General features: G+C 66.2%; 8 protein-coding genes. 3 read left to right on the plus strand and 5 right to left on the minus strand.

The genetic code is table 11. From position 1 onward, the window contains the following. The first annotated feature begins 10 nt into the window (after positions 1–10). Entirely contained in the window at positions 11–3154 is a 3144-nt protein-coding gene (locus GGQ97_RS07685) for a TonB-dependent receptor domain-containing protein (protein ID WP_168068466.1), read from the plus strand. Positions 3155–3156: 2 nt separating this feature from the next. Further along, complete coding sequence (locus tag GGQ97_RS07690) at positions 3157–4065, plus strand: SGNH/GDSL hydrolase family protein (protein ID WP_342448480.1); 909 nt, start codon at positions 3157–3159, stop codon at positions 4063–4065. A 42-nt stretch (positions 4066–4107) separates the two neighbouring features. Here the strand turns inward: GGQ97_RS07690 and GGQ97_RS07695 are convergent, their stop codons facing one another. The 5 genes from GGQ97_RS07695 to GGQ97_RS07715 all read right to left on the minus strand — a co-directional run bounded on the left by GGQ97_RS07695 (position 4108) and on the right by GGQ97_RS07715 (position 11505). Beyond that, positions 4108–5760 carry a response regulator gene (locus tag GGQ97_RS07695; RefSeq protein ID WP_209022810.1) on the minus strand — a complete coding sequence of 551 codons (1653 nt, stop codon included), beginning with the start codon at positions 5758–5760 and terminating at the stop codon, positions 4108–4110. Continuing rightward, on the minus strand, positions 5757–6329 hold the full coding sequence (locus GGQ97_RS07700; RefSeq protein ID WP_168068468.1) for a chemotaxis protein CheB: 573 nt from the start codon (positions 6327–6329) through the stop codon (positions 5757–5759). The genes GGQ97_RS07695 and GGQ97_RS07700 overlap by 4 nt, the downstream gene beginning before the upstream one ends. Continuing rightward, entirely contained in the window at positions 6326–7162 is an 837-nt protein-coding gene (locus GGQ97_RS07705) for a CheR family methyltransferase (protein ID WP_342448481.1), read from the minus strand. The genes GGQ97_RS07700 and GGQ97_RS07705 overlap by 4 nt, the downstream gene beginning before the upstream one ends. Then, positions 7159–10596 carry a response regulator gene (locus tag GGQ97_RS07710; protein ID WP_209022811.1) on the minus strand — a complete coding sequence of 1146 codons (3438 nt, stop codon included), beginning with the start codon at positions 10594–10596 and terminating at the stop codon, positions 7159–7161. Before GGQ97_RS07710 ends, GGQ97_RS07705 begins: the two co-directional genes overlap by 4 nt. 180 nt (positions 10597–10776) lie before the next feature. Then, a complete protein-coding gene (locus tag GGQ97_RS07715) occupies positions 10777–11505 on the minus strand; it encodes an N-formylglutamate amidohydrolase (RefSeq protein WP_209022812.1) in 729 nt (242 codons plus the stop codon). 73 nt (positions 11506–11578) lie between these two features. Here GGQ97_RS07715 and GGQ97_RS07720 point away from each other — a divergent pair, with 73 nt between their 5' ends. Continuing rightward, entirely contained in the window at positions 11579–12499 is a 921-nt protein-coding gene (locus GGQ97_RS07720) for a transglutaminase family protein (protein ID WP_168068476.1), read from the plus strand. The last annotated feature ends 2 nt before the right edge of the window (positions 12500–12501 follow it).

Consider the following 12501-nt stretch of genomic DNA (forward strand, 5'->3'; position numbering starts at 1 on the left):
AGGAGAACCCATGTCCTACAAAACCTTGCTGCTGGCTACCGTCTTCGGGGCGGCGACCAGCCCTCTGGCGGCACAGACCGCCCCGGCCGCCGCGCCGGTCGCTCCGGCTCCGCAGCCCGTACCCGCACCGGGCGAGGCCGAGCCTTCGGCGGTCAGCCCCACGGGCCAGGTCGACGAAACCGCTCCGCCCGCCGAAGGCGAAGCACCGGCCAACGACATCGTGGTCGTCGGCAGCCGGATCGTCGGGGCGCGGGTCACCGAGGCGCTGCCGGTGATCGTGGTCAGCGAGGACAAGCTCGACGCGATCGGTGCGGTCAGCGGCGACGAACTGATCCGCTCCATCCCGCAGATGGGCGACGTCACCTTCAATCCCGGCAACAATGCGCAGACCAGCAACGCGGCCCGCGGCGACGTCGGCTCGGTCAACCTGCGCTCGCTCGGGGTCGGCAACACCCTGGTCCTGCTCAACGGGCGAAGGGTGGTGACCCACCCGGCGAGCCAGGGCCTGTCCGACACCGGTACGGTGCCGGTGCTGAGCTACAACAGCAACGCCATCCCGACGCTTGGGCTGAGCCGCCTCGAGGTTCTGCTGGACGGCGCCGCGGCGCTGTACGGGTCGGACGCCGTCGCGGGCGTCGTCAATACCGTGCTCAAGACCAATTACGACGGCCTTCGCCTCGAAGCCCAATATGGCGGCGCGGAAGGTACGCACCTGCGCGAGCTACAGGTCGGTGGCGTGTTCGGCCGCAACTTCGCGCGGGGCAACATCACCGCGTCGATCGAATATACCGAGCGCGAGGCGCTGCGCGCGTCCGACCAGGAATTCACCGCCTCGGCCGACCTTCGCCCTCTATTCGCCAACGATCCCGACTTCGGCGGCCTGACCGGTCCCGACACCCGCGCGACCCGCGGCGCCTATCCGGCCCTGCAGGTTCCCGTCACGCAAGGCCGTCCGCGCCGCGGCAGCACCAACCTTACCTCGGCCGCGGGATCCTTCACGGTGCGTCCGGTCCGTTTCGGAGGCTGCACCTACGCGCTGACCACCGACCTCTGCCTCGTCAACACCGCGCTCGCGACCGGCGGCGCCTTCCGCGACATCCGCTACGACACGGCGGTCGGGACCACGGTCTACCCGGCGGTGAAGCGGATCAACGCCTTCGCCGCCGGTCACTATGACCTGACCGACGGGCTCACCCTGTTCAGCGAGCTTGGCTATTATCATTCGGACACCGACCGCATCCAACCGCCGGTGATCAACCTCAACCGGATCACCATCCCGGCGAGCAATTACTACAACCCGTTCGGCCCGACGACGATCAACGGCCAGCCCAACCCGAACCGCATTCCCGGCCTGACCGGCGTCCCCGCCGAGGGCCTCCCGGTGACGCTCACCAACTACCGCTTCGTCGACACCGGCCCCCAGCGTGTCGAGGTCACCGGTGAGCAGCGCCGCGCGCTGATCGGCCTCAAGGGCGAAGCTCTTGGCTTCAAGTGGGACAGCGCGCTGGTCTATTCGGACGCCAAGGCGACCGACTCCTCCTTCGCGGTGCGCAGTTCGGCGCTTCAGCGCAGCCTCGCGCTCAGCACGCCCGACGCCTACAATCCGTTCAACGGCGGCTGCAGCGATACGCCCAGCTTCGGCGACTGCACGCCGAGCAGCCAGGCGGCGATCGATGCGATCGGTTTCCAGCTCGTCCGGCGCTCCAAGACCACGCTCGCGATGGGCGATTTCCGCGCCTCTCGCTCGCGCCTGTTCACGCTTCCGGGCGGCGACGTCGGACTTGCGCTAGGGCTTGAGTTTCGCCGCGAAACCCAGCGCGACGATCGCGATTCGGCAGTCGACGGATCGTCGCCCTTCGTCGACCTCGTGACCGGCGAAATCACGATCAGCGATGCGGCGGCGGTCAGCGATAATCCCGACACCTATGGCAAGCGGAGCGTCGCGGCGGGCTATGCCGAGCTTGCCGTGCCGCTGGTCGCGGAAGGCATGGGCATTCCCCTCGTCCGCCGCCTCGACCTCCAGCTTGCCGGACGGTTCGAACATTACAGCGACTTCGGCAGCGTCGCCCGTCCCAAGGTCGCAGCGGCGTGGGACCTGGTCGACGGCGTGCGCCTGCGCGGCTCCTTCTCCAAGGGCTTCCGGGCGCCCAATCTCGAGCAAGTCAACGCGGTCGAATATGCGCGCCTGTCGACCACCCAGGATTTCATCCGCTGCGAAGCCGATCTTCGCGCCGGGCGGATCACCAGCTTCGGTGGCTGCGGCAACAATGTCGGCTACTCGCGCCGGGTGTCGGGCAATCCCGATCTCCAGCCCGAAAAGAGCACCAACTTCAACCTCGGCACCGTGCTGGAGCCCAAGTTCCTGCCGCGCGAATTGGGCAAGGTGACCTTCACCGCCGACTATTGGTCGATCAAGCAGAAGGGCATCGTCGGGATCCTCGGCAACGACACCGCCATCGCCCTCGACTATCTCCTTCGGCTGCAGGGATCGTCCAATCCCAACGTCGTTCGCGCCGCAGCCAATGCCGACGACATCGCTGCCTTCGCCGGCACCGGGATCACGCCGGTGGGCCAGATCACGGCGGTCAGGGATCAGTTCATCAATCTTCTTCCGCAGACCGTTCGCGGCCTCGATTTCGGCGCCTACTGGACCTCGCCGCGCACCAGCTACGGCCGGTTCGACCTGTCGCTGAACGCCACCCGGCTGATCGAATTCTCGCGGCCCCCGGGCGAGGCGGTCGATGCCCTCGTCGCGGCCCGCCAGCAGGGCCTGATCAATGCTGCCACGCCGCTGCCCGAAACCGAGGATCTGATCGAGGCCAACGGCCGTCCCAAGTGGCGCGCGACCGGTTCGCTGACATGGACGATGGGGCGGTTCCGGATCGGCTCCTTCCTTCGCTACACCGGCGCCGTCGATGAAACCGGCTTTGTCGATGCCAACGGCAATCCGTATCGCGTGAAGTCGCAGCTGACCGCTAACCTGTACGTCGAAACCCGCCTGCTCCTGCGCAAGGAAGGGGCCGATGTCCGGTGGCGGATCGGCGCGCGCAATATCACCGACGAGAAGCCGCCGCTGACGTCCGAAGGCTATCTGGGGTCGCTTTACGTTCCCTATGGGCGCTACCTCTACACCTCGCTCACGACGGAGTTCTGAAGATGAAGGTCGCGGCTGCCGCCCTGGCGATGCTATTGATTGCCGCTCCAGTCGCAGCCGCGGCGCAAACAGCAGGAGCGGCGCCATCGCGCACCATCCTGTTCATCGGCAACAGCTTCACACAGGGTGCCCATTCGGCGGTCCGCAACTGGCGATCGTCGACCGTCACCGATCTGAACCGTGCCGGCTATGGCGGCGTCCCGGCGCTGTTCAAGGCGTTCACCGAGCAGGTCGGGCTCAACTATACGGTGAGCCTCGAGACCCAGGGCGGCAAGTCGCTCGGCTTCCACTATGACGAGCGCCGCGGCCTGTTCGACAAGCCCTGGGACGTGGTCGTGCTGCAGGAATTCAGCACTCTGAACCGGGAACGGCCGGGTGATCCATCGGCCACCGTCACCGATACAAGGCGACTCGCCAGCCTGCTGCAGCGCCGCAATCCCAAGGTGCAGATCGACCTCATGGCAACGTGGAGCCGGGCCGACCTCACCTATCGGCAAAAGTCGCGATGGTCGGGCACGGACATCGCCAAGATGGGCAACGACCTCCTGGCGGCAAGCGAAGAAGTGTGCCGGCAGGTCCCGGCCGTCCGGCAGGTCCTGCCCGTCGGCACCGCCTGGAACCGCGCTTTCACAAGCGGGGTCGCGGACCCCAATCCTTATGACGGGATCGCCTTCGGCACACTCGGGCTATGGGCCTACGACCATTATCACGGCAGCGTGGCGGGCTATTATCTCGAAGCGCTGGTCGTGTTCGGGGCGATCACCGGCGTCGATCCCGTGACCTTGGGCAAGGACGAGCGCGCCGCCGACGAACTCGGCCTGAGCGACCGCCAGGCCGTCGCGCTTCAGACTGTGGCGAGGGACGAACTCGCCAGCCGGCGCGGCGGAAAGTGCATGATCTCGGTGCGCTGAGCAGGCGGCAGGAAGCCGCCCGAACAACTGCAGGCGACTTGCCTAGGGCCTGTTCGCGCCGATCAGTTCGCCAATGCTTGCGGCCAGCCCGTCGAGTGAGAACGGCTTGGTGATCAGCGACATGCCCGGCGCGAGGAAATCGGTCTGCGTTGCAGCGTCCCGGTCGTAGCCGGTGATGAACAGGATCGGCAGGTCCGGGCGATGCCGCCGCGCGGTGTCGGCCAGCTCGCGCCCGTTGATGCCGGGCATGCCGACGTCGGAGATCATCAGGTCGATCGGCTGTCCAGAGGCCAGCACCGGGAGCGCTTCGGCCGGATCGGCGATCTCGATCGCCTCGTAGCCAAGTTCTTCGAGAACCTCGCGGACCAGCATGCGCACCGCATCCTCGTCCTCGACCAGCAGCACGCGCTGGCCCGCGCCCTTGTGCGCCGGGGCCGACACTTGGTCGTCGGCGACCGGCGCGGTCCGCGTCGTCGGGAGGTAGAGATCAATGGCGGTCCCGCTTCCCGGGCGGCTGTCGATCCGGACGGTGCCGCCGCTCTGCTGCGCGAAACCATAGACCATCGACAGGCCCAGCCCGGTTCCCTGTCCCAATGGCTTGGTCGTGAAGAAGGGCTCGAACACCCGCTCGACAATCTCGGGCGGCATTCCACCGCCGGTGTCAGCAACCGAAATGAGCAGATATTCGCCCGCACCGTCGATGGCTGCGACCCTGGCCGGATCGGCGAGGCTGGCCGAGATCACCAGCTCGCCGCCATCGGGCATCGCATCGCGGGCATTGACCGCGAGGTTGAGAACGGCGTTCTCAAGCTGGTTGGAATCGGCCAGCGCGTGGGGAAGATCGTCGGCGATGGCGAGCCGCAGCGTCACGCTTTCCGGCAAGGCATGGGTGACCAGCTGCGCCACCGACTGGATCACGGCGGCGACGTCGAGCGCACGCGGTTCAAGCGGTTGCCGGCGGGCAAAGGCGAGCAACCGGTGGGTGAGGGCGGCAGCGCGCTCCGCCGATCCCAGGGCCGTCTCGAGGTAACGTTCGAGACCGTCGAAGCGATTGTCGGCGATCCGGCGGCGCATCATGTCGAGCGAGCCGATGATCCCGGTCAGCATGTTGTTGAAGTCGTGCGCGATGCCGCCCGTCAGCTGGCCGATCGCTTCCATCTTCTGGCTTTGGCGCAGCGACGCCTCGGCCCGTTCGCGTTCGGCCACTTCCTCCTGCAGACGTTGCAAGGCCCGGTGCAGTTCGGCGGTACGCTCGCGGACCTGCCCTTCGAGCTGGTCGGCGGACTGGGAAAGGGCGATCCGCTGCTTGTGCAGATCGACGAACACGCCAACCTTGCTGCGCAGGATGTCGGCTTCGATCGGCTTCTGGATGAAGTCGACCGCGCCCGCTTCATAGCCACGAAAGCGGCGCTGGGTGTCGCCGCTGCCGGCAGTGACGAAGATGATCGGCACCCGGCGTGAGCGTTCGCTGCCGCGCATGAACTCGGCGAGTTCGAACCCGTCCATCCCCGGCATCTGGACGTCGAGCAGCGCCAGCGCGACGTCGTGCTTGAGGAGGAGTTCGAGCGCTTCCTCGCCCGACCGCGCGTGCAGCAGGGTGAGGTCATCGGACTTGAGCAGCGCCGCCAGCGACAGCAGATTCTCTTCGAGGTCGTCGACGATCAGGAGTGGGACGGGCGCAACGGGACCGGTCATTGGGCGGCCACGCTGATTAACGCTTCGCAAATGGCGTCAAGCGACAGGGCCCTCGCGGCGGGACAATGGGCGAGGGCGGCTGCCGGCATGGTCGCCGCATAGGCGGTCGCGGGGTCCTCGACCAGCACGCTTCCCCCCTGCGCCACAATCTGTGCAGCGCCGCGCGCTCCGTCCTCGTTGGCGCCGGTCAGGACGATGCCGAGCAGGGCAGGGCCGAAGCTGTCTGCCGCGCTTTCGAACAGCACGTCGATCGACGGGCGGGAATAGAGCACCGGCTCGTCCGCCGACAGCGCGACGCTTCCGCCCGGCTCCACCAGCAGGTGATAACCGGGCGGCGCAAAGTAGATGGTGCCGGGGGCAAGCATCTCCTTGTCGTCGGGTTCGACCACCGCCATCGCGCACTTGGTCGAGAACAATGTCGTCAGGCCCGACGGCGCGGACGGCACGTGCACCACGACCAGAACGGGAAGCGGGTAATCGGCCGGCAGTCGCGGCAGGATTTCCGACAGGGCCTGCACCGCGCCGGCGGATGCACCGATGACCACTGCCGCGACCGGCTCGGCGCTCATGCCTCGCCCCGCTGGTAGATCTTCTCCTCGCGCACGAAGTCGGTGAAGGCAGCTGCATGCTCGGAGAAGCGCAGCGTTTCCTTGGAACCGAGCCCGAGGAATCCGCGGCGCGTCAGCGAATCCCGGAACAGCCCAACCGCGCGGTCCTGAAGGGTGCGGTCGAAATAGATCATGACGTTGCGGCACGACACCAGCTGGCACTCGGTGAAAACTTCGTCGGTGACGAGGCTATGGTCGGAGAAGACCACCTGCGCGCGCAGCTTCTTGTCGAACACCGCCCGGCCGTAGGCGGTGGTGTAATAATCGGCGAGCGAGGTCTTGCCGCCGGCCTGCTGGTGGTTGCGGGTGAACGCGGCGATCCGGTCCAGCGGATACACCCCGCTCCGCGCCACTTCGAGCGCGCCCGGATTGATGTCGGTGGCATAGATCATGGTGCGGTCGAGGAGGCCTTCCTCGAGCAGCATGATGGCAAAGGAGTAAACTTCCTCCCCATGGCTGCAGCCCGCGATCCAGATCTTGAGCGAGGGGTAGGTGCGAAGATGGGGAACGACCCGTTCGCGCATCGCCTTGAAGTAGCCGGGATCGCGAAACATCTCGCTGACCTGCACGGTCAGGTAATCGAGCAGCGGCCCGACCATCGCCTCGCTGTGAAGCACCTTTTCCTGCATTGCCGAGAAGGTCGCGAAGCCAAGTTGTTCGCGGGCCTGCCGCAGGCGGCGCTTGATCGACGATTTGGCATAGTGGCGGAAGTCGAAATGATAACGCTGGTAGAGCGCTTCCAGCAGGAGCTGGATCTCGATGTCCTCGACCGGTTCGGCGGGTGCCTCGTTCACCGCGGCATCCACACCCGGACGAGGGACAGCAATTTGTCGACGTCGAGCGGTTTGGCCATGTAATCGCTCGCCCCGGCCGCCAGGCACTTCTCCTGGTCGTCGGGCATCGCCTTGGCGGTCAGCATGATGATCGGCAGCTTGCCCCAGCGATGATCGGCGCGGATCTTCTGGGTGGCCTCGAGCCCGTCCATCACCGGCATCATCACGTCCATCAGCACCAGGTCGATGCCGTCCGAATCCGGGCCGGCTTTGGCGAGGGCGTCGAGCGCTTCCTGCCCGTTACGCGCGATCGCCACCTTGGCGCCGCGCGGCTCGAGGATGTTGGTCAGGGAGTAGACGTTGCGGACGTCGTCCTCGACCACCAGGATGGTCTTGCCCTCCAGCAGTGCGTCGCGGTGGCGGGCCTGCCGGATCATCTTCTGCTGTTCAGGCGGAAGCTCCGACACGACCTGGTGGAGGAACAGGGTAACCTCGTCGAGCAGGCGCTCGGGCGACTTGGCGCCCTTGATGATGATCGAGCTCGAGTAACGGCGCAGCTTCTGCTCGTCCTCCTGGCTGAGGTCGCGGCCGGTGTAGACGATCACCGGCGGGAAGCTGTGCTCGCCGTCCTTACTGAGCGTTTCGAGCAGCGAATAGCCCGATGCATCGGGGAGCGACAGGTCGAGGACCATGCAGTCAAAGGTCTGTTCGCTGAGCAGCTTGAGGCATTCGGCAGCGGTACCGACCCCGACCGTTTCGATCTCCGGTCCGGCCAGGAGCTTGCCGACGGCCTCGCGCTGGAGGTCGTCGTCTTCCACGATCAGGACGCGCCGCACGGACCGGGTCAGCTGCGCCTCGAGCGTTTCCAGCGCGTGGGCCAGCTCCTCGCGCTTCACGGGCTTTACCAGATACCCCATCGCTCCGAGCGAGAAAGCGGTCTGGGTCTGGTCGCTGGCCGAGATGACGTGGATCGGGATGTGCCGGGTCGCGTCTTCGCGTTTCAGGCGGTCGAGCACCGCGAGCCCTGACTGATCGGGCAGGCCGAGGTCGAGGACGATCCCGCTGGGCTTGTGCTCGCGCGCCAGTTCGAGCGCTTCCTCGGCGGTTCCGGCGACCAGCGTCTGGAACGACGCTTCGCGTGCGATGTCGCGGACGATGCCGGCAAAGGTGCGGTCGTCCTCCACGATCAGCAGGACGCGGTTGCCGCTTCCGCTGCCGAGGTGATCGCGGTCGTCGTCGAGCGGTGCCGCGCGGACCGCCTTGCGCCGCGGGGTCGCCGGCTTCGGCGCGGCAAGCGGCGCTTCGCTGGGCTTTGCGACGGGCGCGGGCTGCGGCCGGTCGGCGACCAGCGATGGGTCATACTCCGCCGGAATGGTGACGGTGAAGCTGCTGCCGGTGCCGGGCTCGCTCTTGAGGGCAATCGTCCCGCCCAGCAGCCGGGCCAGTTCGCGCGAGATCGAAAGGCCGAGGCCAGTTCCGCCGAACTTGCGGTTGATCGCGCCGTCGGCCTGGCGGAACGCTTCGAAGATCGCCTGCTGCTGCTCGGGCGCGATGCCGATGCCGGTGTCGGTCACGGTCAGCGCGACGCGGTCGCCGCCCGCTTTGGCGATGGCCAGCGTAACCTTGCCCTGTTCGGTAAACTTGAAGGCATTGGCGAGAAGGTTCTTGAGGATCTGTTCCAGCCGCTGGCGATCAGACACGATGCTTGCTGGCGCTTCGTCGGCGATCTCGATGTCGAACGACAGGTCGCGCTCGGACGCGATCGGGTCAAACGTCCGCTGCAGGTCCTTGACCAGGCGGGAAACGGCGACGTCCTCGGGACGGATCTCGACATGGCCAGCCTCGATCTTCGACAGGTCGAGAATGTCGTTGATGAGGTTGAGGAGGTCGTTGCCCGACGCCTGGATCGTGCGGGCATATTGCGCCTGCTCGTCGGTCAGGTTGCCATTGGGATTGTCGCCCAGAAGCTTGGACAGGATGAGCAGCGAGTTGAGCGGCGTGCGCAGCTCGTGGCTCATGTTGGCGAGGAAGTCGGACTTGTACTGGCTGGCCTGCTCGAGCTCGCGGGCCTTGAGCTCGACCGCGGCGCTCGAGCGGGCGATGTCGTCGCGCTGTGCTTCGAGCAATTGCGCCTGCTCTTCCAGCTGGCTGTTGGTCTGCTCCAGCTCGACCTGCTGCTGTTCGAGGCGAACCGCCGATTCTTTCAGTGCCCGGCCCTGTTCCTCGAGCTCCTCGTTGGAGACCTTGAGCTCCTCGCTCTGGACCTGCAATTCCTCCGACTGGCGCTGGCTTTCCTCCAGCAGGGTCTGGAGCTCGGTGCGATATTTGGCCGATCGAAGCGCCGTCCCGGCCGGCTGGGCGACCTGAGACAGGAGGTCGAGCACCGGCGCGTCGACTTCCTTGAGAAAGCCGAATTCGACCACGGCATTAACGATTCCGTCGGCCCGAAGCGGAGTGATCACCAAGTGCCGCGGCATATCGCGGCCAAGTGCGGAGCCGATCGCGAGATAGCCTTCGGGGATGTCGTCGATGACCATCGGCGAATCCTCCGCCGCGACCCGGCCAAGCAGGCCCTCGCGCAAGGCGAAGCGCTCGGTGACCTTGGCTTCCGACGGCACGCCGAGCATCGCCATCCGTTCGAACACGCCATGCTCGCCCTTGAACAGGACGCACGCCTGGGCGCCGGTATAGGCCGTCAGGAAGTCGACGATGTCGCCGCTCAATTCCCGCACCGTCTTGTCGCCGAGCATGACCTTGCTCAGCCCCACGACACCCGACTGTAGCCAGGCCTGGCGGCGGCGGGCAAGCATGGTGCGGTGGGTGAGGGCGCCGATCGCAAGGGTCAGGCCGATCCCCAGCAGGGTCGCGAGGATCGCGCTGAACGTCGCCGTCCGGAAGGCCGCGTCACGCCGCGCCAGCACCGTCACGCGGGTCTGCCTTTCTTCCGCGCGAAGCTGGCCGATCTTGGACCGGACCGCGTCCATCTCGGCTTTCTCGCGATCAGGATCGATGGCTGCCAGGGTGGTCGCAAGGTCTTCGCGCTGCCGAAGGGCGATGGAGCTGGCAAGGCCCGCGAACTTGGTTGCGACCTGCGGGCGGAGCGAGCGCAGATTGGCCTGCTGGGCGGGATCGTCGCGGGTCAGGCGATCGAGGTTCTGGAGGATGGCGGCACTGCGGGCCTCGGCATCGCGATAAGGCTGCAGGTAGGATGGTTCGCCAGTCAGCAGGAACCCGCGTTGTCCGGTTTCCGCGTCCTGCATCGCCGACAGCAGGTCACCGAGGCCGGTGATGATCTCGTGCGTTCCGGTGACCCGCTCGGTTTCGGCCCGCACCGACTGGATATTGAGATAGGTCACCGTCCCGGTGATGAGAAAGAAGGCAAGCGCCGTAATCACGCCGATCAGCGTGCCGATGTTCGACCTCGCGACGGAGGCAGCCTTTTCATTCTTGCTCATGGGTCGTGACATCTTCCCGGTAACTGACGGGCACGGCGTTTCCATGCCGAGCCGAGTTCCGCAACCCGTAATGCGGGCCAGGTGCAGTTCGGATCGCTTCGGCTGGGCAATCGATCGTCGGCTGGGGGCAGGTTTCAGGCCTCTGGACCGTTTGACCCCCTGCAGGTTGCCATGCCGTCGTTACAGGCTGGCATATTCCCTGCGGGCATAAGCGAGGGCCTGCTCGACCCGGTCGCACCAGGCGGCAATCCCGGCGTCGTCGGCCAGCAAGTCCTGGCGGATCTCGATCTCGGCGTAGGGCAGCCGCCGCTCATAGGCGTGGGTGGGAATGGTGTAGTCGATGATGTCCATCGAATAGGGCTCGTTGTCGCCCGCCATCAGGTCCGGGTCCTGGGCGAAGAAGGCGAGCATGGCGCGCGCGAAGCGGCTGTCGCCGGCATCGTGGAGGATCCCGACCTTCCACGGCCGGTCGATCCCGCGCATCGACGGGGTAAAGCTGTGCAGCGCGATGAGGAAGGTTTCCTGCCCCGCCGCCAGCCGCCGCTCGATATCGTCGGCGATCGCTGCCTGATATGGTGCGTGAATGGCTTCTGCCCGCGCCGCTGCCCCGGCCCCGTCCAAAGCGGCGTTGAGGGCGATCGCGGTGCCGTCGCTGACCGGCGGGATCGAATCGGGGGCGCCGGGGCGCCGGTTGCAGTCGATCACCAGCCGCGAATAAGTCTGGTGGATGAAGGTGGCGTCGAGCCGCTCGGAAAGCGCGGTGCCGAGGGCGGCAATCCCGATGTCCCAGGCGATGTGGCGGGTGCGCTCTCCCTCGTCCAGGCCAAGATCGGCCATGCCGCGGGGAATGAGATTACCGGCATGATCGCCAAGCAGCAGGAACGGCGAGGGGGCCGCGGGGTTCAGCACATTGACGGGTGGCGGCTCATCGGCAGCCAAGATAGGAGAGTCGGGTGACGTTGCCACGGTGGGCCGATTTTGCATGACGATCCTGACTATCTCTCATGTGACGCGCTACACCTACCGGCAGCCCGTGTCGTTCGGGGAGCATCGTATATTTGTGCGTCCCCGCGAAAGCTATGACCAGCATCTCCTCGAGGCGCGGCTGGACATCACGCCCGAGCCCGCCGAGCTGCGCTGGACGCAGGACGTGTTCGGCAATTCGCTCGCCCTTGCCACCTTCAATCGCCGGGCCAAGGAGCTTCGGATCGATAGCTGGATCCGCATGAAGCACGATCCGCTGCTGACCGAGGAGGTCGAGATCGAGCCTTATGCCAGGCGGTATCCCTTCGGCTATGCGCCCGACGACCTGCCCGACCTGCTGCGCTCAATGGAGCGCCAGCATCACGATCCCGAGCGCATCCTCGATCACTGGGCCCGCAATTTCGTCAAGAAGAGCACCGAAACCGACACCCTGGCCATGCTGACTGCCATGACCAGGGCGATCCGCCGCGATTTCACCTATCTGCCGCGCGCCGAGAAGGGGACCCAGACCCCGATCGAAACCCTCCAGAAGGGGCAGGGGACCTGCCGTGACTTTGCGGTGCTGATGATCGAGGCCTGCCGCGCGCTGGGACTCGCCGCCCGCTTTGTCTCCGGCTATCTCTATAATCCCAAAGGAAGTTCGGGGCGTATCGGGGGTGGCAATACACATGCGTGGGTCCGGATCTTCCTGCCAGGTTCGGGCTGGGTCGAATTCGATCCGACCAACGGCATCGTCGGGAACGCGGGATTGATCCGCGTCGCGGTTGCCCGAGATCCGGCCCAGGCGATTCCCATCTCCGGCACGTGGAGCGGGTTTCCCGCCAGCGACCTTGGAATGGAAGTCACCGTTGACGTCACCCTTGATGAACTCGTCCAGCCCATCACCCCGGCGATCCGCGCCGCTGCCCTGAGAAAGTAAAT

The sequence above is a fragment of the Sphingomonas kaistensis genome (genome assembly GCF_011927725.1).
In the GTDB taxonomy this organism is placed as follows: Bacteria; Pseudomonadota; Alphaproteobacteria; order Sphingomonadales; family Sphingomonadaceae; genus Sphingomicrobium; species Sphingomicrobium kaistense.

Bases quoted from the DNA above. Each gene is read 5' to 3' on its own strand.
- GGQ97_RS07685 (WP_168068466.1), top strand. From the start codon at position 11: ATGTCCTACAAAACCTTGCTGCTGGCTACCGTCTTCGGGGCGGCGACC.
- GGQ97_RS07690 (WP_342448480.1), top strand. From the start codon at position 3,157: ATGAAGGTCGCGGCTGCCGCCCTGGCGATGCTATTGATTGCCGCTCCA.
- GGQ97_RS07695 (WP_209022810.1), bottom strand. From the start codon at position 5,760: ATGACCGGTCCCGTTGCGCCCGTCCCACTCCTGATCGTCGACGACCTC.
- GGQ97_RS07700 (WP_168068468.1), bottom strand. From the start codon at position 6,329: ATGAGCGCCGAGCCGGTCGCGGCAGTGGTCATCGGTGCATCCGCCGGC.
- GGQ97_RS07710 (WP_209022811.1), bottom strand. From the start codon at position 10,596: ATGAGCAAGAATGAAAAGGCTGCCTCCGTCGCGAGGTCGAACATCGGC.
- GGQ97_RS07720 (WP_168068476.1), top strand. From the start codon at position 11,579: ATGACGATCCTGACTATCTCTCATGTGACGCGCTACACCTACCGGCAG.